The 23,611-nt window shown below is 68.2% G+C and carries 25 protein-coding genes; 14 read left to right on the top strand and 11 right to left on the bottom strand.

The window, feature by feature from the left end:
* Positions 1-6 precede the first annotated feature (6 nt).
* The 3 genes from EXE63_RS33355 to cobF form a co-directional block, all read right to left on the bottom strand.
* On the bottom strand, positions 7-861 hold the full coding sequence (locus tag EXE63_RS33355; protein WP_168143532.1) for an Fpg/Nei family DNA glycosylase: 855 nt from the start codon (positions 859-861) through the stop codon (positions 7-9).
* A 154-nt stretch (positions 862-1,015) separates the two neighbouring features.
* Complete coding sequence (locus EXE63_RS20990) at positions 1,016-1,411, bottom strand: phage holin family protein (protein WP_168143531.1); 396 nt, start codon at positions 1,409-1,411, stop codon at positions 1,016-1,018.
* Positions 1,412-1,416: 5 nt separating this feature from the next.
* A complete protein-coding gene (cobF, locus tag EXE63_RS20985; RefSeq protein WP_168143530.1) occupies positions 1,417-2,166 on the bottom strand; it encodes a precorrin-6A synthase (deacetylating) in 750 nt (249 codons plus the stop codon).
* A gap of 115 nt (positions 2,167-2,281) precedes the next feature.
* Between cobF and EXE63_RS20980 the strand changes: the two genes are divergently transcribed.
* From EXE63_RS20980 to EXE63_RS20970, 3 genes are read left to right on the top strand one after another with little or no spacing between them, the layout of a single operon-like run.
* Positions 2,282-3,475: a diiron oxygenase gene (locus EXE63_RS20980; RefSeq protein ID WP_168143529.1), complete on the top strand. Its 1,194-nt coding sequence runs from the start codon at positions 2,282-2,284 to the stop codon at positions 3,473-3,475.
* 49 nt (positions 3,476-3,524) lie between these two features.
* Complete coding sequence (locus EXE63_RS20975; protein WP_168143528.1) at positions 3,525-4,406, top strand: LLM class flavin-dependent oxidoreductase; 882 nt, start codon at positions 3,525-3,527, stop codon at positions 4,404-4,406.
* A 24-nt stretch (positions 4,407-4,430) separates the two neighbouring features.
* On the top strand, positions 4,431-4,802 hold the full coding sequence (locus EXE63_RS20970; RefSeq protein ID WP_168143527.1) for a nuclear transport factor 2 family protein: 372 nt from the start codon (positions 4,431-4,433) through the stop codon (positions 4,800-4,802).
* Between the two features lies 1 nt (position 4,803).
* On the opposite strand, the gene EXE63_RS20965 is transcribed toward EXE63_RS20970, so the two are convergent.
* Positions 4,804-5,946, bottom strand: a complete 1,143-nt coding sequence (locus EXE63_RS20965; protein ID WP_168143526.1) for an ROK family transcriptional regulator — start codon at positions 5,944-5,946, stop codon at positions 4,804-4,806.
* Between the two features lie 99 nt (positions 5,947-6,045).
* On the opposite strand from EXE63_RS20965, the gene EXE63_RS20960 reads away from it, so the two are divergent.
* Positions 6,046-7,266, top strand: a complete 1,221-nt coding sequence (locus EXE63_RS20960) for an MFS transporter (RefSeq protein ID WP_168143525.1) — start codon at positions 6,046-6,048, stop codon at positions 7,264-7,266.
* Here EXE63_RS20960 and EXE63_RS20955 read toward each other — a convergent pair.
* A complete protein-coding gene (locus EXE63_RS20955; RefSeq protein WP_168143524.1) occupies positions 7,253-7,645 on the bottom strand; it encodes a DUF5709 domain-containing protein in 393 nt (130 codons plus the stop codon). The two genes, EXE63_RS20960 and EXE63_RS20955, sit on opposite strands and share 14 nt — an antisense overlap.
* A gap of 52 nt (positions 7,646-7,697) precedes the next feature.
* On the opposite strand from EXE63_RS20955, the gene EXE63_RS20950 reads away from it, so the two are divergent.
* A complete protein-coding gene (locus EXE63_RS20950; protein WP_168143523.1) occupies positions 7,698-8,159 on the top strand; it encodes a nitroreductase/quinone reductase family protein in 462 nt (153 codons plus the stop codon).
* On the opposite strand, the gene EXE63_RS20945 is transcribed toward EXE63_RS20950, so the two are convergent.
* A complete protein-coding gene (locus EXE63_RS20945; protein ID WP_234904204.1) occupies positions 8,140-9,366 on the bottom strand; it encodes a nucleotide disphospho-sugar-binding domain-containing protein in 1,227 nt (408 codons plus the stop codon). The genes EXE63_RS20950 and EXE63_RS20945 overlap by 20 nt on opposite strands.
* Positions 9,367-9,617: 251 nt before the next feature.
* Here EXE63_RS20945 and EXE63_RS20940 point away from each other — a divergent pair, with 251 nt between their 5' ends.
* The 6 genes from EXE63_RS20940 to EXE63_RS20915 are packed head-to-tail and all read left to right on the top strand — an operon-like array spanning position 9,618 to position 16,535.
* Positions 9,618-10,733 (top strand): polyprenyl synthetase family protein, encoded by a 1,116-nt coding sequence (locus EXE63_RS20940; RefSeq protein WP_168143522.1) that lies wholly within the window; start codon positions 9,618-9,620, stop codon positions 10,731-10,733.
* Positions 10,733-12,244 (top strand): phytoene desaturase family protein, encoded by a 1,512-nt coding sequence (gene crtI, locus EXE63_RS20935; protein WP_168143521.1) that lies wholly within the window; start codon positions 10,733-10,735, stop codon positions 12,242-12,244. The genes EXE63_RS20940 and crtI overlap by 1 nt, the downstream gene beginning before the upstream one ends.
* A 13-nt stretch (positions 12,245-12,257) precedes the next feature.
* Positions 12,258-13,229: a phytoene/squalene synthase family protein gene (locus EXE63_RS20930; protein ID WP_105361851.1), complete on the top strand. Its 972-nt coding sequence runs from the start codon at positions 12,258-12,260 to the stop codon at positions 13,227-13,229.
* On the top strand, positions 13,226-13,936 hold the full coding sequence (locus EXE63_RS20925; protein WP_168143520.1) for a class I SAM-dependent methyltransferase: 711 nt from the start codon (positions 13,226-13,228) through the stop codon (positions 13,934-13,936). The genes EXE63_RS20930 and EXE63_RS20925 overlap by 4 nt, the downstream gene beginning before the upstream one ends.
* A complete protein-coding gene (locus tag EXE63_RS20920; RefSeq protein WP_168143519.1) occupies positions 13,933-15,468 on the top strand; it encodes an FAD-dependent oxidoreductase in 1,536 nt (511 codons plus the stop codon). Before EXE63_RS20925 ends, EXE63_RS20920 begins: the two co-directional genes overlap by 4 nt.
* Entirely contained in the window at positions 15,465-16,535 is a 1,071-nt protein-coding gene (locus tag EXE63_RS20915; RefSeq protein WP_168143518.1) for a Rieske (2Fe-2S) protein, read from the top strand. The genes EXE63_RS20920 and EXE63_RS20915 overlap by 4 nt, the downstream gene beginning before the upstream one ends.
* Here the strand turns inward: EXE63_RS20915 and idi are convergent.
* From idi to EXE63_RS20890, 4 genes are all read right to left on the bottom strand, one after another.
* A complete protein-coding gene (gene idi / locus EXE63_RS20910; protein WP_168145685.1) occupies positions 16,459-17,004 on the bottom strand; it encodes an isopentenyl-diphosphate Delta-isomerase in 546 nt (181 codons plus the stop codon). The genes EXE63_RS20915 and idi overlap by 77 nt on opposite strands.
* Before the next feature lie 55 nt (positions 17,005-17,059).
* Positions 17,060-17,590, bottom strand: a complete 531-nt coding sequence (locus EXE63_RS20905) for a hypothetical protein (RefSeq protein WP_234904203.1) — start codon at positions 17,588-17,590, stop codon at positions 17,060-17,062.
* Between the two features lie 51 nt (positions 17,591-17,641).
* Positions 17,642-19,351, bottom strand: a complete 1,710-nt coding sequence (locus EXE63_RS20900; RefSeq protein WP_168143517.1) for an HNH endonuclease signature motif containing protein — start codon at positions 19,349-19,351, stop codon at positions 17,642-17,644.
* Positions 19,352-19,701: 350 nt separating this feature from the next.
* Entirely contained in the window at positions 19,702-20,895 is a 1,194-nt protein-coding gene (locus tag EXE63_RS20890) for an FAD-dependent monooxygenase (RefSeq protein ID WP_234904202.1), read from the bottom strand.
* Between the two features lie 55 nt (positions 20,896-20,950).
* On the opposite strand from EXE63_RS20890, the gene EXE63_RS20885 reads away from it, so the two are divergent.
* The 3 genes from EXE63_RS20885 (at position 20,951) to EXE63_RS20875 (ending at position 22,705) form a co-directional block, all read left to right on the top strand.
* Positions 20,951-21,577 (top strand): VOC family protein, encoded by a 627-nt coding sequence (locus EXE63_RS20885; protein ID WP_168143514.1) that lies wholly within the window; start codon positions 20,951-20,953, stop codon positions 21,575-21,577.
* Entirely contained in the window at positions 21,574-22,026 is a 453-nt protein-coding gene (rnhA, locus tag EXE63_RS20880) for a ribonuclease HI (protein ID WP_168143513.1), read from the top strand. Before EXE63_RS20885 ends, rnhA begins: the two co-directional genes overlap by 4 nt.
* Positions 22,027-22,114: 88 nt before the next feature.
* Entirely contained in the window at positions 22,115-22,705 is a 591-nt protein-coding gene (locus EXE63_RS20875) for an Rv1733c family protein (protein WP_209999816.1), read from the top strand.
* On the opposite strand, the gene EXE63_RS20870 is transcribed toward EXE63_RS20875, so the two are convergent.
* Positions 22,702-23,532, bottom strand: a complete 831-nt coding sequence (locus tag EXE63_RS20870) for an LLM class F420-dependent oxidoreductase (RefSeq protein WP_168143511.1) — start codon at positions 23,530-23,532, stop codon at positions 22,702-22,704. The genes EXE63_RS20875 and EXE63_RS20870 overlap by 4 nt on opposite strands.
* Between the last annotated feature and the right edge of the window lie 79 nt (positions 23,533-23,611).

The following is a 23,611-nucleotide window of genomic DNA, read 5'->3' as shown; positions in this document are numbered from 1 at the left end:
GGAAATCTACTTGAGCAGACGCGACATTCTGCGATCTGCGAGCACTTTGCCGCCGGTCTGGCATGTCGGGCAGTACTGGAACGACTTGTCCGCAAACGACACCTCGGCCACCGTGTCCCCACAGACGGGGCACGGCAGCCCGGTGCGGGCGTGCACCCGCAACCCGGAACGCTTCTCCCCTTTCAGCGTTGCGGCCTGCTGGCCCACCGAACGCGACACCGCATCGGTGAGCACCGAGGACATCGCGTCGTGCAGGTCGGCCAGTTGCGCATCGGAGAGTTTGTTGGCGGTCGCAAACGGCGACAGCTTCGCCACGTGCAGGATCTCATCGCTGTAGGCGTTGCCGATCCCGGCGATCACCTTCTGATCGGTGATGACGGTCTTGATGCGGCCCCTTTGACCGGCCAGCACCTCGCGCAGCCCGTCGGGATCCAGCGCCAGCGCATCGGGTCCCAGACCGGCGATCTGCGGGACGTCCAGCGGGTCGCGAACCACCCACACCGCGAGGCGTTTCTGGGTGCCGGCCTCGGTCAGATCGAAGCCCTGCGAGTCGCCCAGGTGCACGCGCAGCGCGATCGGGCCCTTACCCGGTTTCAGCGGCGTCGGCGCCAGCTTGTCCGACCAGCGCAGCCAACCGGCCCGGGACAGGTGGGTGATGAGGTAGAGCTCACCGACCTGCAGCCCGAGGTATTTGCCCCACCGCGCCGCCCCGGTGACCTCGCATCCGTGCAGCGCGGTCACCGGCGGGTCGAAGGTTTTGAGCACCGACAGTGCGGAGATGTCGACCCTGCTGACGGCCTTGCCGACGGCATGCCGGCGCAGGTGATCGGCGAGGGCCTCCACTTCGGGCAGTTCGGGCATGCCACCAGTGTGACTCGAGTGTCGCCCGGGCGGGCACCGATATCGTCTCCCGTGTGCGCAGGTGACCGGAGCGCCGGCCGAGCAGCACGCGGCGGGCCAGGGGCAGTTCGAACGCCGCCGATCCCGGGGCGATCGCTGCGACGGGGCTGATCCGTTACTGCACAGCCCTTTTCGCATCGCCCGCCACCAGGGACAGTAGCCAGCTGACGATGGACAGCACGATCGCGGCCCAGATCGCGGTCCACCAGAAATCCTCGATGAACAGGCCCCAGTGTGTGGTGTGCTCGGTGATCCACGAGGTGATCCACAGCATCAGCGCGTTGATGACGATATGGATCAGGCCGAGGGTCAGGATGTAGAGCGGTATCGAAATGAACTGCACGATGGGCTTGATCACCGCATTGACGAGTCCGAAGACCACCGCGACGACGAAGATGATGCCGGCCCGTTGCAGGGTGGAGTCGCCCCCGAGGATGCTGACGCCGGGCACCACGAGGGTCACCACCCACAACGCCACTCCGGTCAGTGCGGCGCGCAGCAGGAAATTCATGCCGCTCAGTCTGCCGTGCGCAGCAGGTAGATGTCCATGATCCAGCCGTGCCGTTCCCTTGCCGCGGCGCGCATTTCGGCGATCTGCTCACCCACCTCCCCCACGGTGCCGTGGGCGAGCAACTCGTCGGGCGTGCCGAGGTAGGCGCCCCACCAGATTCGGGTGTCGGGCGGGGTGCGCAGGAATGAACATTCGCCGTCGAGCATCACCACGGCCGCTCCGACGGCACCCTCATCCCGCAGCCGCCGGCCGGTGGTGATGAGAACGGCTTCGCCAATATCGTTGAGCGGGATGCGATGCCGCGCGGTGAGTGCCTGGATGGCGGTGATACCGGGAATCACGTCGAACTCGAATTCCACGTGTTCGGCAACGCGGTCCAAGATGCGGAGCGTGCTGTCGTACAGCGACGGGTCGCCCCACGCCAGGAATGCCCCGACCCCGTCGGGCCCGAGTTCGGTCTCGATGGCCCGCGCCCACAGTGCGGCGCGCGCGGCGTGCCAGTCGGTCACGGCCTGCTCGTAGGCAGGCCCGTCCGCCGCCGGGGCCCTCTTGGGGTCCGGCAGGGCGACGAACCGGTAGCCGGGTTCGGCGATGAACCGCTCGCAGATGAGCCGCCGCAGTGCGACCAGATCGTCCTTGGCGTCGCCCTTGTCCATGGCGAAGAAGACCTGCGTGTCATTGAGCGCCGAGATGGCCTGCGCCGTCACGTAGTCGGGATCGCCCGCACCGATACCGATGACATGAATTGTGCGCACCCGCGAAGGCTAGCGGGGCCACCGAAGGAGACAGTTACCCAGTACCGCGGGTATTGACTACCGCTGGTATCGAACGTAGCTTCAAAGCTCACGCACCATTTCGAGGGAGTCGACGATGACAGCTTCGGTGAAGACCCAGACCACCCGCGCGGAATTCGCCGAACGCCTGCTCAAGGGGTCGGTGCGCAAGTCCTACGAACCCGTCGTGGATATCGACTGGGATGCGCCGCTGGATCCGGACAAGTTCTATCTGCCACCCAAGGTGGTGTCTTTGTACGGCACCCCGCTCTGGGAGGCGATGAGCCGGGCCGAACAGATCGAACTGTCCCGCCAGGAACTGGTGAACACCCTGTCGGCCGGCATCTGGTTCGAGAACATCCTGAACCAGGCGCTGCTGCGCAAGATGATGCACCAGGACCCCACCGCGGCCACCACCCATTACGAACTCACCGAACTCGGCGACGAGACCCGGCACATGGTCATGTTCGGCAAGGCCATCGCCAGGGTCGGCGCCGATCCGGTCCGGCCGAAGCTCTATCAGCGCCTCGCCATCAACGCCCTGCCGTTCGCGTTCCGCGGGTCGGTGCTGTGGGTCGCCGCGCTGATCGGCGAGGAGATCTTCGACTCGCTGCAACGCCAGATGATGGACGATGACGACCTGCAGCCGGTGGTGCAGCGCCTGATGCGCATCCATGTCACCGAGGAGGCCCGCCACATCCAATTCGCCCGTGACGGGCTGCGCAAGCGCATGCCGACGATGTCGCGGGCCAAGCGGATCTGGGTGGGCAACCTCAACGGACTCGGCGGACCGTTCTTCCGGTTCCTGTTCACCAACAAGGTGCAGTACCACCGGGTCGGCCTGGACGGCCGGGCGGCGCGGCGGATGGCCCGCCGGTCCCCGCACCGCCACCAGGTGCAGATCGCGGGCTTCGCCCCGCTGGCCTCGTTCCTGGAGGAGGTCGGCCTGATGGGCCCGATCGCGCGGCGGATGTGGCGGCGCAGCGGATTCCTGCCCGGCGGCGCGGTACAACCGGCCGGACGCTCCGAAATCGAGGAATCCGAGGACCTTTATGACGGGCCGGCCACCATCGAGGGCCGGGTGTCGCGGGTTCGGCTCACCGGACACCTGGACCCGATCGATGGTCAGTACCACTGGCAGGGAACTGTTTTCGAGGCGCTGCCCGATGACGCACGTAATCCACTGTCCATCACGATCGAAAACCTGTCCGCGTCGGCCAGGTTCACCGAACGCAGCCAGCAGGGCGGCTACTCGATCGCCGGCGTCGGCGTTCCGCCCTTCCCGCGGTAGCTCCCGCATTCCGTGCCACAGAACTAGAACGTGTTCTAGTATCGGCGTCATGCGGTTCACCTATGCGGAAGCCATGACCGATCCCAAGTACTACATCCCGTTGGCGAAAGCCGCCGACGAGGCCGGGTACCACGGGATGACCATCGCCGACAGCGTCGCCTACCCCGAGGTGTCGGACTCGACATATCCCTACACCGAGGACGGCAACCGCGAATTTCTCGACGGCAAGTCGTTCATCGAGACCTTCGCGCTCATCGGGGCCTTGTCCGCGGTGACGACGAAACTCCAGTTCAACGTCTTCGTGCTCAAGCTGCCGATCCGGCCGCCGGCGCTGGTCGCCAAGCAGGCCGGGTCGCTCGCGGCGATGTTCGACAACCGCCTCAACCTCGGTGTCGGCACCAGCCCGTGGCCGGAGGACTACGAGATCATGGGCGTACCGTACGCACGCCGCGGTAAGCGGATGGACGAGTGCATCGACGTCATCCGCGGGCTCACCTCCGGTGACTACTTCGAGTACCACGGCGAGTTCTACGACTTCCCGTCCTTCAAGATGACCCCGGCGCCCACCAAGCCGATCCCGATCCTGATCGGTGGGCACGCGGACGCCGCGCTCAAGCGCGCCGCGCGCAACGACGGCTGGATGCACGGCGGCGGCGATCCCGCCGAGCTCGACCCACTGCTGGCCAAGCTGAAGAAGTACCGGGAGGAAGAGGAGCGCATCGGCCTGGCCGACGAGTTCCAGATCCACGTCATCTCGATCGACGGTTTCACCCTGGATGGCGTCAAGCGCCTGGAGGACAAGGGCGTCACCGATGTCATCGTCGGCTTCCGGATTCCCTACATCATGGGACAGGACACCGAACCGCTCGACGACAAGATCCGCAACCTGGAATGGTTCGCGGAGAATGTGATCGCCAAGGCCAACGGATAGCTCATCTGTGGGTACCCGGTACCCATGACGGACAACCTGGTCGACACTCTGCTGGAATTGGAACGCGCGGGCTGGGACTCGCTGTGCAACTCCACCGGATCGGAGTTCTACGGCGCGACGATGCTCGCGGACGCGGTGATGGTGCTGGCCAACGGGATGGTGATGGACCGCCGGACCGTGGTGAACGCACTGTCCGAATCACCGCCCTGGCGCACCTACGAGATCAGCGATGTCCGGTGTGTCCCGGTCGACGACGACAACGCGGCACTGGTCTACACCGGCACCGCGTGGCGCGACGGCGCGGAACCTGCGTTCCGGGGGGTCATGTCGAGCGTGTACCACCGCACCGGTGACGCATGGCGGCTCGCGCTGTATCAGCAGACGCAGGCGCCGTGAGTCAGGCGCCCTGCGCGTCGATGGCCGCCACGCTGAGCACCTGATCGAGCACCATGGTGGCGGTGCCGACCGTGGCCGACCGGTCACCATAGGTCGCCGGACGCACCCGCAGCGCACCCGTGGCCTGCGCAGTCGCGTTGCGGTACAACGTCTCCCGTAGCCCCGCTACGAAGATCTCGTGCACGCCGGCCATATCGCCGGCGACCACGATCAGCGCCGGGTTGAGCAGGTTGACCGCCGGGGCGATGCCCTCCCCCACATATCGGCCGCTGTCGCGGACCATCCGGCGCGCTTCCGGGTCACCGTCATTGGCGAGTTCGGCCACATCGCGCAGATGCCGCACCGGGCGCCCCTGCTGCTGCAGCGCGCGCACGATCGCCCAGCCGCCGGCGATCGCCTCCAGACAGCCCGTGTCACCGCAGCGGCAGGGAACATCCTGTGCGGCAGCGATCTTGTTGTGCCCGAACTCGCCTGCGGCCTGACCGGCTCCGCGAAGCAGCAGGCCGCCTGCGACGATGCCCGCGCCCATACCGCTGGAGGCCTTCAGAACCAGCACATCGTCCTCGTCGCCGCGTTCGGCGAGCGCGATGGCGTTGGCGTCATTGTCCAGAACCACCGGGACGCCCACCAACGACGGCAGGGCCTCGAAATACGGCCGCAGCGCCACACCGTCCCAGCCCCGCAGGATGGCCGACCCGCAGCTGCAGCCGCGTTCGGCGTCCACCGTGCCGGGCAGGCTCAGGCCGACCCCGTACACCGGGTCACCCGGGAACTGTTCCAGCAGCACGTCGAGGCCCTTGACCACGTCGGGCATCAGGTCGTCGGGCCCGAGCGCGACCTCCTGGTCTATATCGGTCAGCGCCAGAACGGTGCCCGCGAGGTTGCACACCGCGAGCCTGGTGCGGCTGATGCCGACGGCCACCGAGAGCACCACACCGGCGTCGGCGTTGAAGCTCAGCTGGGTGGCCGGACGGCCGCCGGTGGAGGCCGCCGGTTGGCATTCGACGACCAGCCCGGTCTCGAGGAGCACCGCGAGTCTTGCGCCGACGGCGGTGCGGGACAGTCCGGTGCGCGCGGCGATCTCCGCACGGGTGATCTCACCTTGACCCCTGATCAGGGCAAATGTCTCACCGACGCTGGTCACGCCTTCGATTCCACCATGAAGGCGTAAGTTTCGCCACTTTCGACTGAAAAGAGCAAAACTAAGTTGTCGCTGCGGCGTAAGTCGTCCTACGCTGAACCGGTGACACCCAGCCTCGAACGCCCCACCCGCCCGCAGTCCGTCATCGCCACCGATCCCACGGTCCGATGGCTGGCCGTGTTCGCGCTGGCTCTGGGCGGTTTCGGGATCGGCACCACCGAGTTCGTCGCGATGGGCCTGCTCCCCGATATCGCGGCCGGCTTCGGTGTCAGCGAACCGACGGCGGGCCATGTCATCTCCGCCTACGCCCTGGGGGTGGTGGTCGGTGCGCCGACCATCGCCGCGCTGACTGCCCGGGTGCCGCGCCGCGCCCTGCTGCTCGGGCTGATGGTGGTCTTCACCCTGGGCAACCTGGCCAGCATGCTCGCCCCGACCTACACGACGCTGGTGATCGCGCGGTTCGTCGCCGGCCTGCCCCACGGTGCGTTCTTCGGGATCGCGGCGCTGGCCGCCGCACATCTGATGGGGCCGCAGAACCGGGCCAAGGCCGTCGCGCACGTGCTGTCCGGGCTGACGATCGCCACCGTGCTCGGCGTGCCGATCGCGTCCTGGCTGGGCCAGGGCCTGGGCTGGCGCAGTGCCTTCGCGCTCGTCGTGTTCATCGGCGTGCTCACCGTCGTCGCGCTCTGGTTCTGGCTGCCCGATCAGTTGCGCACCATGCACGTCACCAGCCCGCTGACCGAGCTCGGCGCGCTACGCCGCCCGCAGGTGCTGCTGGCTGTGCTGGTCGGCATGATCGGCTTCGGCGGCATGTTCGCGGTCTACACCTACATCAGCACCACGATGACCGACGTGTCCGGGCTGTCCCGGACACTGGTTCCGTTGGCGCTCATGGTCTTCGGCCTCGGCATGGTCGTCGGCAACCTGGTCGGCGGACGGCTGGCCGATATCTCGGTGATCCGCGCGCTGTACCTGTCGCTGGGCCTGCTCGGCGTGCTGCTCGCGGTGTTCGTGGCCGCGGCGCACAATCCGTGGACCGCGCTGCTGGTGCTGTTCGGCATCGGCGCTGCCGGCTCGGCCGTCGGCCCCGCCCTGCAGACCCGGCTGATGGATGTCGCCCAGGATGCGCAGACGCTGGCCGCCGCGCTGAACCATTCCGCGCTCAACATCGGCAATGCGACCGGTGCGTGGGTCGGCGGTCTGGTGATCGCCGCAGGATTCGGCTACACCGCGCCGGCCGCGGCCGGCGCCGTGCTGGCCGTGGCCGGGCTGGCGGTGCTCACCGTCTCGGTGCTGCTGGGCAGGTCAGCTACTCCTCGATGACGTGGACCGCGGCCTCTTCGGCCGAGGCCGCACCACCGTCGATACCGACCTCGCTCCCCAGCAACTCGGACTCCCTGTCCTCGCCGAAACCGGCGTCCGGTGCCACCAGCCGGCCCGAACGTCGGACCCCGACCTCGTCATCGCCGGACTGCTCGTCGGGGATGGCGTCGCCGTCCAGCAGTGCCGGGTCCGGTTGCTCGTCGGCCAGCCGCTCGTCCAGCGATTCGTGCTCGCGCGGCTCCTGCCAGCGGTCGGGCGGCGAATAGCCCTCGTCGAGCACGTCGTCGACGCCGCGATCTACGAGGGTGTCTTCCTGGGGAAGCTGGTCCTCGTCGTCGATGCTGTAGCCCTCGGCCTCTTCCGGCGTCTCTGCACTCATGCCTCAACGATGTCACTGCAGCGCGCAGACGGCCACCCGTTACGGTGGACAGATGACCGACTGGGCCGACGAGCATCTGGCGATGTACCTCGAATCCGGCGGGGCCAAGGGCCACATCCTGGACCTGAGCGAAGGGGGTGGCCGCGCCTTCACCACCAACTGCCTGATCCGCTACCGAGGCCGCACGTCGGGCAAGACCTACGTGAAGCCGCTCATCTACGGAAACTTCGGTGGCGAACTCGTCGTGGTGGCCTCCAAAGGCGGCGCCGACGCTCACCCGCAGTGGTACAACAACATTCGGGCGAGTTCAACGGTGGACGTACAGGTCGCCACGCAGGCTTTCGAGGCGGCCTGGCGTGAGCTCGAGGATGAGGAGCGACACGAAGCCTGGTCGTATATGACCCACCTGTATCCGCCCTACATCACCTATCAGCAGTCGACGAGCCGCCGGATTCCTCTGGTGGCGCTGGCCGTCGGGCGACCGATCGACATCTTCACGCGGCACAGCGCTTGAGCGCATTGGCAATGGCATCGATCGGTGTCGTCGCTTCGATCGCCCGTTGTATCCGCCGTCCCGCCGCCCGGTAGCGATCATCGCGCAGAACTCGGTCGACGGCATCACCGATTGCGGCGGCCGTGGGCATGGAGGTGCCCAGATCCACCCCGACGCCGGTGTGATCGACGCGGGCGGCCACCTCCGCCTTGTCGGAAGTCTCGCCGGCGACCACCAGCGGCACCCCGTGACTCAACGCGTACTGCACACCGCCGTAGCCGCCGTTGGTGACCATGACATCGACGTGTGGCATCAGCGCCGGATACGGCAGCCAGTCCGTCACCCGCGTGTTCGACGGTATGAGGCAGGTCAGAGTCGCATCGGCGCGCGCGGTGGTGACCACCACCAGGAGATCCTCGCGATCACCCAGAGCCGCCAGCGTCGGCGAGATCAGCTGGTCGAGGTCGGTGTTGTCGAAGGTTCCCTGGGTGACGTGGACGACCGCCCGGGCTTGCTGCACATCGGACCACCATTCCGGTAGCTCTTTGTCTCCCTTGTTTTTCGCAGCCAGGACCGGGCCCACGAACTCCACCGTCGCCGGCAGATCAGAACGCGGGTACTCGAACTCCTGGACCGACAGCTGCACCACCGCGTCGGCCAGGCGGGGCCAGTCGCTGATGAAGACCGGGGCCGGACGGGAACCGGCGCTGCGCAGTGCGCGGTCGACCCGGCGCTGACTGCCGCGCATGATGACGCGGTGCGCGACGGCCGTCATCGGCCGGTAGTCCACGCCTGCTTCGGGTTGCCACGCCATGCCGAAGGGCGGGATGTCGGCGCTGGAGAGGGTCAGCGGTCCCACGTTGCACACCAGCACCGGAGGCCGTGGCCCCTCCTGCAGCAGCAGGGGTAGCGCACCGGTGAAGGTCACGTCCGCCAGCACGGCGTCAAAGGTGCCGCCCTGCAGCGCGGCACGCAGAGAACGGGCCTCCGCGGCAAGCGGTCTGGCAAACACGGTGTCCAGTTCGGCGCGCCCCAACCAGAACCGCCGCAGTTGAACCGGCACACGGCGCAACACCGCGGGGGCGGCCGACGGCGGATCGATCTGGATCTCCTCGGGCAGGGCGAGGACGGGCAGCCCGGCCCTGCGTGCCAGGTCGGCGAACCCCGCGCCCGTCAGCAGGGTGACATCGTGCCCGAGTTCCCGCAGCCCCGTCCCGATATCGATCATCGGCAATACGTGACCCCGAATCGGGCTGACGGCAAGCAGGTATCGCGCCAATCCACTTCCTTCGCTCGGAACACCCCTGGTGCCCTGATTGCTCCCCGCTCAAACCGAGCAGCACCCGCACCACGCTACCCACTGAATATCGTTGTGCCGGAGACCCACTGCGGGCCCGTCAGCATCGGGGGGTGGGAGCCGTCCGGGCAAAGCTGTCACTCGCCGCTTAGAACCGGAAAAAGTGGGTACATTCAAGATCGATGGCAGCACGAACCGAGGCCGCGACCCAGCCACCCGTCGTCGCCGGCTCGACGGACTCTCCGTGGCTGACGCCGTTGCGCGACCGGGTGCTGGCTGCCGTGGCCGACTTCCTGGACACGCGCTGCAGCGACTCCCTGCACGGCGCCCACGTCGATATCGCCGAAGGCGTCCTGCGCGCCATGCTGGCCGAGGGCAAGTGCGTGCGCTCCAGCTACCTCTATCTCGGCTGGCAATGCGGTGCCCGACCTTCCGAGGCGACGGTGCGGGCGGCGGCGAGCCTGGAACTACTGCACGCCTTCGCACTGGTCCAAGACGATGTGATGGACGAGTCCGATATGCGGCGCGGCCGCCCGAGCGCTCACCGCGCATTCGAGCGATGGCACCAGGAACGCGGCCTGCCCGGGTCATCGGCCCGATTCGGCGAGTCCGCCGCCGTCCTACTCGGCGATCTGTGTCTGGTGTGGGCGGAGCAGATGCTTCGCGAAAGCGGCGTGGGTACGACCGCGCTGGCACGCGCCTGGCCGCGGTACGACGCGATGCGCACCGAGCTCGCGGTCGGGCAGTTCGCCGATCTGGTGAATGACAGTGCGGGGTTTCCCAGCCTCGCCGAGGTCCTGGACGTCGCGCGCCGCAAGTCCGGCAACTACACGGTGCGCCGGCCGCTGGAGATCGGCGCCGCCCTCGCCGGATGTGATGACACGGTGCTCGGCGTGCTGGGCCACTACGGCGGCGCGATCGGTGAGGCCTTCCAGCTCCGCGATGACCTGCTGGGTGTCTTCGGCGCACCCGCGACGACCGGCAAGCCCACCGGTACCGATCTGATCGCGCGCAAGGCCACGACCGTGGTGGTCGCGGGATACGAATTGGCATCCGGCGCACAACAGCGCCAGTTCAAGGAATTCATGACGGCCGACCATCTCAGCTCCGATGACGTGACTCGGTGGCAGGCCCTGATCTCGGAGGTGGGAACGGTGAAGTGGATAGAGGACATGATCGGCCAAAGACACACCGCGGCGGTCGAGGCGCTGGATAGCCTCAGCTCCGACGAACTCGATGCCGGCGCACGGTCGGCACTCATCACCATGGCCTCGGCCTGCACCGAGCGGGCGGCCTGATGCGCACCGTGCCCGGGCGAACCGAGAACGTGGTCGTGGTGGGTGCCGGCCTGTCCGGGCTGTCGGCGGCGCTGCACCTTGCCGGCCGGGGACGGCGGGTCACCGTCGTCGAGCGTGGCTCGCACCCTGGTGGGCGGGTCGGCCGCGCCGATGTGTCCGGGTACCGCATCGACACCGGACCGACGGTCCTGACGATGCCCGACATCCTCGATGAAACCTTCGCCGCGGTCGGAGAATCCACCGCGGACCGACTCGACCTGATGCCCGTCGACCCCGCCTACCGCGCCTCTTTCGCCGATGGCAGCAGCCTGGACGTGTACAGCGATATCAACGCGATGGCCGCCGAGATCGAGCGGTTCGCGGGACGCGCCGAGGCCGACGGATACTTGCGGCTGCGGGAGTGGCTGACCCGGCTGTATCAGCTCGAGTTCGAAGGGTTCATCGGGTCGAACTTCGACTCGCCACTGTCCCTGCTCACCCCGCAGCTGGCGAAACTGGCGGCGATCGGCGGTTTCCGGCGGTGGGAGCCGATGGTACGACGGTTCATCACCGACGAGCGACTGCTGCGGGTGTTCACCTTCCAGGCCCTCTATGTCGGGGTGCCGCCCAAGCGGGCACTGGCCGCCTACGCCGTCATCGCCTACATGGACACCGTCTCGGGTGTCTATTTCCCGCGGGGCGGTATGCGCGCCCTGCCCGATGCGCTGGCCGCCGCCGCGTCGGACGCCGGTGTCGAGTTCCGCTACGACGCCAAGGTTTCCGATATCGAGCGGTCCGGATCGCGGGTCACCGCGGTGCGCACCGACACCGGTGAACGGTTCCCGGCCGACGCGGTCATCCTCACCACGGAGCTGCCCGACACCTACCGGCTGCTCGGGCGCACGCCCCGACGTCCGGCCCGGCTGCAGCCGGCGCCGTCGGCGGTGGTCGCGCATATCGGTTGCCGCGCTTCCGCTTCCGCGGATGCCGCATCGCATCACACCATCCTGTTCGGCAACGAATGGGACCGGACGTTCGACGAGATCATCGACCAGGGTCGCCCGATGGTGGACCCGTCGCTGCTCGTCACCCGCCCGACCGCCGGCGACCCGACCCTCGCCCCGGATGGGCGCGACCTGCTCTATGTCCTTGCACCGGCCCCCAATACCGATGTCGGGGGCAAGGATTGGGATAGCGACCGCGCCGACTACACCGCCCAGATGCTGGACACCGTCACCGCACGGCTCCCGCACCTCGGTGCGGATCCGGAGATCCTGCACGTCGTGACACCCTCGGACTGGGCTCGCCAGGGAATGATCGCGGGCACCCCGTTCGCGTTGTCCCACACTTTCGGTCAGACCGGACCGTTCCGGCCGGCCAACACGATTCGCGGTATCGACAATGCGGTGCTGGCCGGTTCGTCCACCGTGCCCGGCGTCGGCATCCCGACCGCCATCGTGTCGGGTCGCCTGGCGGCCGACAGAATCACCGGCGTCGTAACACCGACCCGCGCACGGACTGTGACTCGATGATGGGGGCCAGCACATGATCCACTCCGAACTGGATGCGGCGGGGGTACAGGGGGCGCAGCTGCGGGCGGCCTACCAACGTTGCCGGGCGCTCAATGCCGCCCATGGCAAGACGTTCTTCCTGGCGACCCGGTTGTTGTCGCCGCGACAGCGTCCGGCCGTGCACGCGCTCTACGGTTTCGCCCGGCGGGCCGACGATGTGCTGGACGGTTTCGACGATCGCACGACCACCGAGCGCGCCGACGAGTTGCAGGGGCTGGCCGACGCGTTGCACAGCCGGTTGGTGATGAACCGCGTGGAAGGTGACGATCCGGTGCTGGATGCGGTGGTCGACACCGCCCGCAACTACGGCCTGGAGTGGCAACTGTTCGATGACTTCCTGGCCTCCATGCGGATGGATCTCACCGTCACCGACTATCCCGACCGGGCAGCGCTGGACAGGTACATGTACGGGTCCGCCGAGGTGATCGGCCTGCAGTTGTTGCCCGTGCTGGGCACCGTGGTCTCCCGCGCGGAGGCGGCTCCGCACGCCGCGGCCCTGGGAAAGGCGTTCCAGCTCACCAACTTCCTGCGTGACATCGACGAGGACCTGACCCGTGGACGGGTCTACCTGCCCGCCGATGAACTGGCCCACCACGGCGTGGACCGCGAGGTGCTCACCTGGTGCCAGCAGAACCGCCGCACCGATCCGCGGCTGCGGGCCGCCCTGGTCGAGCAGCACGCCCTGACCCGGGGCATCTATGACCACGCCGAACGCGGTATCCCGTTGCTGGAGCCGCAATCCCGGCCGTGTATCCGGGCGGCCCTGACGTTGTATTCGGAGATCCTCGACCGCATCGAGGAGATGAACTTCGAGGTCTTCAGCCATCGCGCGACAGTGTCGAACCGCCGCCGCCTGCAGGTGGCGGGCCGCGGACTGATCGATGCGTGGCGCGCCCGCGCCCGCCACAAGGGGGAACCGCCGGCCGGCAAGGCCGATGCCGCATGAGCACGACGCAATACAACGTTCCCGAGGCCTTCGACGCCGGTGCCGGCGCCTACGACGGGCTGGTCGGCGCCAACCCGGGCTACCACCGGCACCTGCGGCTGTCCGCCGAGCGCATGTGCCTACCGGACGGCGGACGAGGGTTGACGCTGCTCGATATCGGCTGCGGTACAGGAGCTTCCACCGCCGCGCTGCTGCATGCGGCGCCGCACGCACGCATCGTGGGTGTCGACGGTTCGGCGGGAATGCTCGCCTGTGCCCGCTCGAAGACGTGGCCCGCCACGGTGTCGTTCGTGCAGAGCCGCGCCGAAGATCTGGCGCAGGCCGGGGTGAGCGGGCCGTTCGACGGGATCTTGTCCGCCTATCTGGTCCGCAACCTGCCCGACCCCGACCCGGTGCTCCGCGCGCTGCTGGCCCTGCTGAAACCCGGTGGCGTCTTCGCCGCGCACGAATATTCGGTGCGCGACTCCCGCCGCGCCGCCGCGATGTGGAATCTGGTGTCGTGCGCCGTCATCATCCCGGCCGGAAAGATCCGGACCGGCGACGCGGAGCTCTACCGATACCTGCGCCGCAGTGTCAACGACTTCGACGGCGCGGCCCGTTTCCGGGAGCGCCTGCAACACAACGGCTTCGTCGATGTCCGCAGCGAGACCATGCCGGGGTGGCAGAACGGGATCGTGCACACCTTCCTCGGCAGGGCGGCGTCGTGAGCGATACCCGCCGGGTCCTGCACCCCGCGGCGCCGGGCCTGCCGAACGCCGCACAGCTACCCGACCGTCCCACGGTGGCGGTCATCGGCGGCGGTATCGCCGGGCTGAGCGCGGCGGCCGCGCTGGCCGAGCGCGGTGTCCAGGTGCATCTTTTCGAGCGGCAGTCCTATCTGGGCGGGCGGGTGGGCGGCTGGACCGAGACCCTGCCCGATGGCTCGTCGGTGGCGATGAACCGCGGCTTTCACGCCTTCTTCCGCCAGTACTACAACCTGCGCAACCTGCTGCGGCGCATCGATTCCGAGTTGTCCATGTTCAGCCCGCTCGACGACTATCCACTCGTCGATGCGAACGGCCGCCGCGACACCTTCCGGGGGCTGCCCCGCACGCCACCCTTCAACGCCATGGCATTCGCGTTGCGCAGCCCGACCTTCCGCCTGCGCGACCTGGTGCGCCTGGATGCCAAGGCGGCGGCCCCGCTTGCGGCGGTGTCGGTGCCCGAGACCTACTGGCAACTCGACGATATCGACGCCGAGTCGTTCCTGCGGGATATCAACTTTCCCGTGGCCGCCCGGCATCTGGCGTTCGAGGTGTTCTCCCGCAGCTTCTTCACCCGGCCCGAGGCGCTGTCGGCCGCCGAGTTGGCGACGATGTTCCACATCTACTTTCTCGGCTCCAGCGAAGGCCTGGTGTTCGACGTCGCCGCGGCGAACTTCGATGTCGCGCTGTGGCAACCGCTGGAGCGGTATCTGCGCGGCCACGACGCCCGGATCTACCTGGAGACCGCGGTCCGCAGCGTCACCGATGACGGCGACGGCTCGTTCACGGTGACCGACGACTCCGGTGCCACCGTCAGCGCAGACGGCGTGGTGCTGGCCACCGAGGTGCCGGCACTGCAACACATCGTCGCCGCCTCTCCGGGTCTCGGTGACGGCGAATGGCGGGGCCAGATAGGCGATCTCGGGTCGGCGGCTCCCTTCGTGGTGCGCCGGCTCTGGCTGGACCGCCCGGTAAACGACGACAGACCGGCCTTTCTGGGCACCGGTGGGTTGCCGCCGCTGGACAACATCAGCGTGCTGAACCGCTACGAGAGTGAAGCGGCGTCCTGGGCGCAGCGCACCGGGGGCTCGGTGGTGGAACTGCACGCCTACTCCGTTGCCGAGGACACACCGGAGCTGCGCAGTCAACTGGACGCCCGGCTCTTCGAGCTGTACCCGGAGACCGCGGCGGCCGGCGTGGTCCACGAAAGCACGTTGTGCCGCAGCGATTGTCCGCGCCTGGGCCCGGGAGATTTCGCGAACCGGCCCACCGTGGCGACATCGCTGGACGGACTCGTACTGGCCGGTGACGGTATCCGGATCGATCTGCCGGTGGCGCTGATGGAGCGCGCGGCAACCACGGGTCTCGCCGCGGCCAACACCCTCCTGGGGCGCTTCGGCGTGCGGGGCCACGATCTGTACACGGTGCCGGTACGCGGGCGCTCTGCGGTGCTGCGCGGCCTCGCCGACCGGGTGGAGGGGCGCGTGCGGACATGAAAGCCTGGCCGTTTCAACTGCTTCCGCGCCTCGAATGGAGCCGACAACGACCGACCTTCGGTCAGGCCGCGCCGTCGCTCATCGCCGCCGCGCTGGCCAGGTCCCAGCGCAGGCCCAGCGGAAACTGGTATGTGGTCGGGGCCAGCACCGATGTCGCGGGCAAGCCGTTCGGCGTGACGGTGGCCGGGGCCGAACTGGTGTGCTGGCGCGATGGCGACGGCGGACTACACGCCGGACCGGCGCGGTGTCCGCACCTGGGCGCCGATCTGTGCACCGCGGCGATCGACCGCGGGCATCTGGTCTGTCCGTGGCACGGACTGCGGCTGACCGGCCGGGGGCGGCCGGACTGGCCCACGCTGCCGGTGTTCGACGACGGTGTGCTGGTGTGGGTTCGGCTGGATCGGATCGGTGGCGAGCAACCCACCGAGTCCCCGATTCTGTCGGCCCGCCCCGATGGTCCGCGAATCTCGGCGGTCGCCAGCATGTCCGGCGCGTGCGAACCGGCCGATATCATCGCCAACCGCATGGACCCGTGGCACGGCGCCTGGTTCCATCCCTATTCGTTCGCCCGGCTGGAGGTGTTGAGCGCGCCGGCCGAGGACCCGGATCTGGCCGAGGACGAGGACCGGTTCCTGGTCGCGGTGACGTTCCGGATCGGCCGGCTCGGGGTGCCGGTGATCGCCGAGTTCACCAGCCCCGAGCCACGCACACTGACCATGCGCATCATCGACGGTGAGGGCAGTGGGAGCGTGGTCGAAACGCATGCCACCCCCAACGGCCGCGGGCCGGACGGCCGGCCGCGCAGCACGGTGATCGAAGCGGTTGTCGCACACTCCGACCGTCCCGGCTTTGCGCGGGCGCTGCCGGCGCAGTCGTTGATCGTGCCGTTCATGCGCAAGGCGGCCCATCGACTGTGGCGTGACGACCTGGAGTACGCGGAGCGCCTGCAGGTGGTTAACCGCCAGGACGCCGATGGCACAGCGGATTTGCTCAGGCCGCCGGCCGCGCCCAGCCCGGCAGATCCGCCGCCTCCAGCAGTGGCACCTGATCCTGCGCCCAAGGGCTGATCGCCCAGTCCAGGGCAGCGGCGGAGCGCACCTCGCTCCAGTCGACCCAGACCATGTCCATCACCTCACGCGGCTCCGGTGTCAGCGCACCGTCGACGAGCGCGCAGAAGACCGGACATATTTCGTTCTCCACGGTGCCATCGGCGGCGCGGGCGCGGTAGCGAAATTCGGGGAGCACGCAGTGCACATCACGGATCGCAACGCCGAGTTCCTGGTACCCGCGCCGGTGCACGGCGTCGACGATCGCCTCACCGGGAGCGGGATGGCCACAGAAGGAGTTGGTCCACACTCCTGGCCAGGTCTGCTTGTGCAGCGCGCGGCGGGTGAGCAGGACGCGGCCGGACTCGTCGAACAGGTAGCAGGAGAATCCCAGGTGCAACGGGGTATCGGTGTGGTGTACGGCGGCCTTGACGGCGCTCCCGATGGTGTTGCCTGCATCATCGAGCAGGACGACCTGCTCCTCCGGGATCGCGTTCACAGTGCTGGAGATAGCCGGTGGGGATGATGCCGAAACCTGGTGGAGATCACCGCAGGTCCTCCTCACAGTTCGAGGTGCGGTTCGAGAAGTGCACCGCGGGCGCGCCGTCGACGAGCACGAAGTCCGTGCCGGGGTACCACTGGGTGCCGGGACGGATCCAGGGCGGGGCACCTTCGGGGTAGGCGATCGTCATGTCCGCATAGAAGCGGGCATCCGGCGGGCACGCGGCGCTGCTCGACGGCAGCGGATTCCAGGCATGCACCACAACGGGATTCGTCAGGCGCGGGCCCTGCGCGCAGTTGGGCTGACACTCGACCGAGATGTCGGTACCGAATCCATTGGCGCCGTGCGCATCCCAGGTCGACCAGACCATGTTGTGCAACACCCCGGTGCCGTCGCAGTTGTAGTCGAACACCGCCGGGCGCTGCGGCAACGGGTTCTGCGTGTCATAACACATGCCGATGGCGTAGCGGGCAGACCCGGCGGCCGGGTCGGCCCCGGCGGACGGGGCAGCTGACAGCGCGGCGCTCGACAACGCGACGAGCACGGCGGCGGGCGCAGTGAGCAGGCAGTTCACCCCGGGAGACTAGCAATCCCGCCACGCCGCGGCATCTCGTTCACGCTGCCGTCAGAACGGTGCGACCAACTCACGCCGATACCGTTGCACCCATCCGATGTGGGATTGCCGTTCGTCGTCGATGCGTTGGGCGCGGTCCTCGGCCCGGGTGCGCTCGCGCCGCGGCATGGTCAACCCCTCGGTGTGCTTCCGTGGCGGCGTCCGGTCGATCTGGACCGCGGCCGTCGGCGCGCAGAGTTCGGGGAACAGCGCCCAACTTCCCGGCCTGGTGATGTGTGTGCCGCCGTCGGGGTCGGTCCATTCCAGGGTGCCGTCGGCGAACTGGCGGCTGCGCCAGCCCGCCCAGAACGTCTTGCCCATATGGTGCTCGCGGCACAGGCAGGCCAGGTTCGAGGCTGCGGTCGGCCCGAACGGGTACGGGATCGTGTGATCGATATCGGTCACTGTGCGAGTGCAGCCGGGGAACCGGCAGGTGCGGTCGCGACAGCGCACGAATCGCGCCAGTGCCGTCGATGGCCGGTACCCCGATTCCGGCGGGGATTGGCCGGGGTGGATCAGGGGACGCAGCGTGGCGTGCAGCGCGATCTGAGCGATGACCGGGGCCGGCACGACCGGTCCACCCAGGATCACCCCGGGAGCCACCGGGCAGAACTCACCGCAGTCCCCGCGCAGGCCGGAGATCAGCTCGGGCCAGGTATGCAGGTACCACGGCTTGGCGAACAGCGGCCTGCGTCTGGAGGTCAGTGCGCGCCGCTGAGCCGTCAGATCACCGACCGGTGGCGTTTCCGGTTCTGGTTCTGGATCGGGCTCGGGCTCGGGCTCGGGCTCGGGGTCAGGTTCGGGCTCGGCACCGGGTGCGGGGTCAGGTTCGGCCGGCCCGCCGGCTGGTGCGTCGCCGCCACCGCCACCGTCACCCCGCGCCGGGTCGTCGGCCGCGGCCTCGGGCGCGGCGCCGACGGCATCCTGGCGGGCGATCACGTAGATCACCACCCCACCCGCCGGCGGCTTGGCAGCGGCCTCGCAGTCCTGACGTTCACACAGACACGGCAGCCGATCCCACCCGAAACCCATCGCCCCGAGCGCCGCAGCGCGTCGCATATCCAACGAGCGGGGATCGTGATCGCACACCGTGCGGGCCAACGCATCGGCCCGCTGGTCGACGGCCAAGCCGTCGGCGACCGACAGGGAGGCGTTCAGATGCGCGGTCCCCGAGGCGTCGTCGACAAATACGTCGGCCCGATGCCCGTGCGCGGTGGCCTCGGAACGGCGCACCGCCAGCGGATCGTGGGTCAGAACCACCGTGTCGACGGCCTTCTCGATCTGATCCACCGACATCGCGGCGCCGGACGCGAACTCGGTGGCCAGCGCGGTGTCGATGCTGCGTCGCGCATCGGGATCCTTGACCAGCAGGGTGCGGGTGCAGATGATGTGCACCGTCTTGTAGGACAGCGCGCCGGCGGCGAACAGTGCTCGCAGCTTCGGCAGCCGCTCGGCCAGCGCCACCGCGTCCATCAGCAGCCCCGAGGCGACTCCACTGGTGATGCCATGGCTCGCGCCGATCTGCGCACACACCGCCGACCAGTTGTCGAACCGCCACTGCTCACGCGCTGCCGAGGCCGCCGCGGCATACGCGGCCGCGAGCATGTCGGCCATGGACGACAGTCGGGCCGCGCAGGCGGCGTTCTCCAGCCGCGCGTAGGCGCGGACCCGCGCTGCGGGGGTCCTGGCAGCGCCCACTTCCGTCAACCGTTCCTCGAACATGCATTCGATTATCGCCGGATCCGAGACGTACCGCCACCGCCGAAACCCCAGGCTGTGGACGAATTCGCGATTGTGGATAACCCGGGAATTCACTCGCGAGGCCGAGCCCGCTACAGGATCAATTGTCGACGGTGGCTGCGACCGGCCGGGCGGTGTTCGACACCCTCACAGGGTTGATCAAGGGCATGAGAACACCTTCCGCTCAACCGGATTCGGCCGAGGCTGCGCAGATCGTCTGGGGCGCCATTCATGGCGCCGTCACCATCGAAACAGGTGGGTATCGGGCAGACCCCCGACTGCGCGGCCACCTTCGAGAATCTGCTCGATCTTTTCGTCGGCAGCCTGTCGGCCTACCGGTAGCTGGGCAGCTGCGGGTCGCCGGCGGAGAGGTTGATGGGGAGCTTGCCTGCCACTGACGCCGCCGAGGACAGGGCTCTGCCGACCGGGCCCGCGACCACGCCGGCCGACGCGTGCAGCGCCCGGATACCGCTGCGGGTACGCGGGTTCATCAGCCGCAGCATCCTCGGCCGGATGAGGGGTGCCGCATCGATGAAGGGCTTCATCAGCCGTTCATAGCGGGCCAGCGCCCCGAGCACATCGTCGCCGGAGCCGAGTTCGCCGGCCAGGATGTACGCGCCGATGAGCGCCAGACTGGTGCCGGCGCCACCGAAGGTCGCGTTGCAGTGCGCTGCATCCCCGAGCAGCGCGACGCGGCCCTTACTCCACGCCGGGCTGCTCAGCTGCCCCACCGACGAGAAGTACATCGGCGCACCGGCATCCAGTTCATCGAGGATGCGGGGCGTGACGTCGCCCAGATCATCGAACGTCCGTCGCAGGATGGCGTTCAGGTCCTCGCGGCCCAGGTCGTCCAGACCGCGCACATCGGAGATGAAGCTCAGCATGGCGCGGGTGGTGCCGAGATTGTCCGGCCGCAGGTGCACCGAGCGGGACTCGGTCGCGTGCTGCCAGATCCACCAGTTGTCGTCATCGTCGCGGCGGGGAATGGTCGCGTACGCGATGTACATACCGAGGTCGTTGACCTCGGTGGCCGCGACGAAGCGCCGCGTCCGGGAATACAGTCCTTCGGCGATCACCAGCAGGTCGGCGTCGATGATGTCGCCGTCATCCAGCGTGACAGTGACGCGCTCGCCGTGGTCGACGACATCGGCGATCCGGGTGCCGAACCGGAAGTCGGTCGAGTCGGAATGCTCGATCAGGATGCGGGACAGTTCGCCGCGCAGGATCTCCAGTTCCGCAGTGGGCCCGTCGGTTCCCGGCGAGACGGGGAACGCGGCCGCCGTCGAACCGTCGTCCCGCACGAAACGCATGCCGACCTCGGTGGTGTTGGCCGCGCGCACGTCGGCATCGATGCCCATCCGCCGGACGACCTCACGGGCGGCGCCGCGGATATCGACGTTCTGCCCCTCGTCGCGGCGCTCGGGATACCTCTCGATCACGGTGGTGCGCCAACCGCGGGCCGCGAGCTGATGGGCGAGGGCGGGTCCGCCGATACCGGCGCCTGAGATGACAGCATGTTGAACCACAATTCGAACGTAGCCGCTGGTTCTGTGAGACGCCTCGCGCCGTAGTCTCGGGGCCATGACCGTCACCGTCGGCGAGATCCTGGTCGCCGACCCACCCGAGGCTTGGACGGCGGCGGGGTTCAGCGTCTCCGATGGCCTGTGCCGGGTGGGCGGCGTCGGTATCCGGTTGGTCGGGCGTGAGCACGGCGCCGGCATCATCGGCTGGTCGCTGGGCGGGGTCGACACCACCGAACTCGACGGCATTCCGACGTCGATCTCGGACGCCGGGTCCGTGGCGCCCGCCGAGCACGCCAACGGTGTCACCGGGATCGACCACATCGTGCTGTTCTCCCCGGACCTGGATCGCACCGTCTCGGCACTTGCCGCAGTAGGTGTACCGCCGCGCCGGGAACGGCTGGGCGACCTGGGCGGCCGGCCCATCCGGCAGATCTTCTTCCGCTTCGGTGCGGTGATCATCGAGGCCGTCGGCTCGCCGGACACCGTCGGCCAGGGCCCATCCACGCTCTGGGGTATCACCTACACCGTCACCGATATCGACGGGACGGCAGCGTACTTCGCCGGCCGAACCACGCGGGTCAAGGATGCGGTGCAGCCCGGCCGCCGGATCACCACGGTGCATCATCAGGAGTTCGGTATGTCGGTGCGGACCGCCATGCTCTCGGCACCTATCCTCAGCACATGACCGACGTCCCGGTGGTGATCCACACCGACGGCGGGTGCCGTCCGAACCCCGGCCCAGGCGGATGGGGCGCGGTGCTACGCCAGCGCCATCATGTCCGCGAGATGTTCGGTGGCGAGCCCGGCGACACGAGCAACAATCGGATGGAACTCACCGCGCCGATCATGGCGCTGGAGGCACTGACCCGGCCGGCGCTGGTGCACCTGTACACCGACAGCACCTACGTCCGAAACGGCATCACCAAGTGGGTGCTCGGCTGGGAGCGCAACGGATGGCTCACCGCCGCAAAGCAACCGGTGAAGAACGTGGATCTGTGGCAGCGTTTACAGGCCGCGTGCGCGCGACATCAGGTCGAGTGGTTCTGGGTGAAGGGTCATTCCGGCGTCGCCGACAATGAGCTGGCCGATGTGCTGGCCACCCGCGGGCTCGAAGAGGCCATCGCCAACGCGTGAAATGGGCACACCGCACGCGGTGTGATATCCATCGCCTCGCACCCCTCTGGCTTTGCAGACCCTCATCGCCGGTGTCACGCTGGATGCAATGTATGCACGGTTAGCTGGACGCCTCCGCTGGTACCTGCGTGCGCTCGGCTTCCATCCGCTGGTCCGCACCGTTGACCGGCTCGAAGCGCTCACGGTGCTCGGCGTGCTGGTCGCCGGTCTCTTCGCAATTCCCGTCGCGGTGTCCGCGGGAACCGTGGTGCACGACGCAAGCCTGCGTACCGCGGAGCAACAGGCCCAGAGCCGGCACTCCGTGCAGGCTGTCGTGGTGGCGGGCATAGGTGCGCTCACCGAGCTCGACACACCTGCCTATGTGCGTGCGCAATGGCGCGAAGGCACGCAGATGCGCACCGAGTCGGTCGTGGGCCCCGCGACGATCCGGCCCGGTGATCACATGACGGTCTGGGTGGACGACAGCGGGAAGGTGGTGTCGGCGCCGCTTCGCGCCGACGATGCCGCACTGACCGCCACGGCCGCCGCGGTGTCCTTCTGGATCAGCATCGTGACGTGCTGCGCGCTCGTGGCGTACCTCATCCGGCGCGGCCTGGACCGCTCTCGCCACCGCGCCTGGGACCGGGAGCTACTTGTGTTGGCGCACAACGACGACGGCTGGGCCAATCGGCGCGACTAGCCTCGGTACTGAGCCACGGCTTCGGCGTACTCGTCGAGCAGTCGCAGGGATTCATCGCGCGACACGCTGGGCAGCAGCAGTGCCACCTGACCGAACCCGATGTTTTCGACCGCGCTCCAGTACTGCGCGTCCACCGGCGTTCCGAACATCGCCAACGGCACATTGTGTCCTGCACCGTCTTTCAGCTGTCCGATGCGCCGGCTCAGTTGATCTTCCGGGAAGGGATTGGAGATCCACCCTGCGCCGTGCCGGATGATCCGCTTGACGGTGGCATCGGAGTTGCCGCCGATGTAGATGGGCGGGTGCGGCGCCTGGACCGGCTTGGGCCGCATGTAGGTCGGACCGAAATCGACGTATTTGCCGTGGTATTCGGCGATATCGTCGGTCCAGAGCGCCTTGATGGCTTCGATCCGTTCGTCCAGTAGCGCGCCACGTGTTTTCGGATCCGTACCGTGGTTGCGCATTTCCTCGAGGTTCCAGCCCGCGCCGACACCGAAGACGAACCGGCCACCGGAGAGGAGGTCGACGCTGGCCGCTTCCTTCGCGGTGATGATCGGGTCGCGCTGGATCAGCAGGGCGATCCCGGTGAACAGTTGGATCTTCGACGTGACGGCGGCCGCGGCGGCCAGTGTGACGAACGGGTCCAGCGTCTTGTAGTAGATGTCGGGCATTTCCCCACCCATCGGATAGGCGGTCTCCCGGCTGGCGGGGATGTTGGTGTGTTCGGCGATGACCAGCGAGTGGAAGTCCCGCTCTTCGATGGCGGTTGCCAGCGACGCCGGGTCGATGCCGTCGTCGGTCACGAATGTGGAGATGCCGAACTTCATGGTGTGCCTCTCGTAGCCAGTCTGTTCCGGGGAACGCCGGCGAGAGACCGGACTATTCCGCGGCTCCGATGACCGGTGC

It is taken from the genome of Mycolicibacterium frederiksbergense, assembly GCF_012223425.1.
Classification (GTDB): domain Bacteria; phylum Actinomycetota; class Actinomycetes; order Mycobacteriales; family Mycobacteriaceae; genus Mycobacterium; species Mycobacterium frederiksbergense.
Note: the sequence above shows the minus strand (reverse complement) of the source record. Positions and strands in the feature narration are given on the sequence as shown.

What these genes read in the sequence shown, in the direction of transcription:
- EXE63_RS33355 (WP_168143532.1), bottom strand. Translation starts at nt 861, where the DNA reads ATGCCCGAACTGCCCGAAGTGGAGGCCCTCGCCGATCACCTGCGCCGG.
- EXE63_RS20990 (WP_168143531.1), bottom strand. Translation starts at nt 1,411, where the DNA reads ATGAATTTCCTGCTGCGCGCCGCACTGACCGGAGTGGCGTTGTGGGTG.
- EXE63_RS20980 (WP_168143529.1), top strand. Translation starts at nt 2,282, where the DNA reads ATGACAGCTTCGGTGAAGACCCAGACCACCCGCGCGGAATTCGCCGAA.
- EXE63_RS20975 (WP_168143528.1), top strand. Translation starts at nt 3,525, where the DNA reads ATGCGGTTCACCTATGCGGAAGCCATGACCGATCCCAAGTACTACATC.
- EXE63_RS20970 (WP_168143527.1), top strand. Translation starts at nt 4,431, where the DNA reads ATGACGGACAACCTGGTCGACACTCTGCTGGAATTGGAACGCGCGGGC.
- EXE63_RS20955 (WP_168143524.1), bottom strand. Translation starts at nt 7,645, where the DNA reads ATGAGTGCAGAGACGCCGGAAGAGGCCGAGGGCTACAGCATCGACGAC.
- EXE63_RS20950 (WP_168143523.1), top strand. Translation starts at nt 7,698, where the DNA reads ATGACCGACTGGGCCGACGAGCATCTGGCGATGTACCTCGAATCCGGC.
- EXE63_RS20945 (WP_234904204.1), bottom strand. Translation starts at nt 9,366, where the DNA reads ATGATCGATATCGGGACGGGGCTGCGGGAACTCGGGCACGATGTCACC.
- EXE63_RS20940 (WP_168143522.1), top strand. Translation starts at nt 9,618, where the DNA reads ATGGCAGCACGAACCGAGGCCGCGACCCAGCCACCCGTCGTCGCCGGC.
- crtI (WP_168143521.1), top strand. Translation starts at nt 10,733, where the DNA reads ATGCGCACCGTGCCCGGGCGAACCGAGAACGTGGTCGTGGTGGGTGCC.
- EXE63_RS20930 (WP_105361851.1), top strand. Translation starts at nt 12,258, where the DNA reads ATGATCCACTCCGAACTGGATGCGGCGGGGGTACAGGGGGCGCAGCTG.
- EXE63_RS20925 (WP_168143520.1), top strand. Translation starts at nt 13,226, where the DNA reads ATGAGCACGACGCAATACAACGTTCCCGAGGCCTTCGACGCCGGTGCC.
- EXE63_RS20915 (WP_168143518.1), top strand. Translation starts at nt 15,465, where the DNA reads ATGAAAGCCTGGCCGTTTCAACTGCTTCCGCGCCTCGAATGGAGCCGA.
- EXE63_RS20900 (WP_168143517.1), bottom strand. Translation starts at nt 19,351, where the DNA reads ATGTTCGAGGAACGGTTGACGGAAGTGGGCGCTGCCAGGACCCCCGCA.
- EXE63_RS20885 (WP_168143514.1), top strand. Translation starts at nt 20,951, where the DNA reads ATGACCGTCACCGTCGGCGAGATCCTGGTCGCCGACCCACCCGAGGCT.
- rnhA (WP_168143513.1), top strand. Translation starts at nt 21,574, where the DNA reads ATGACCGACGTCCCGGTGGTGATCCACACCGACGGCGGGTGCCGTCCG.
- EXE63_RS20875 (WP_209999816.1), top strand. Translation starts at nt 22,115, where the DNA reads ATGTATGCACGGTTAGCTGGACGCCTCCGCTGGTACCTGCGTGCGCTC.
- EXE63_RS20870 (WP_168143511.1), bottom strand. Translation starts at nt 23,532, where the DNA reads ATGAAGTTCGGCATCTCCACATTCGTGACCGACGACGGCATCGACCCG.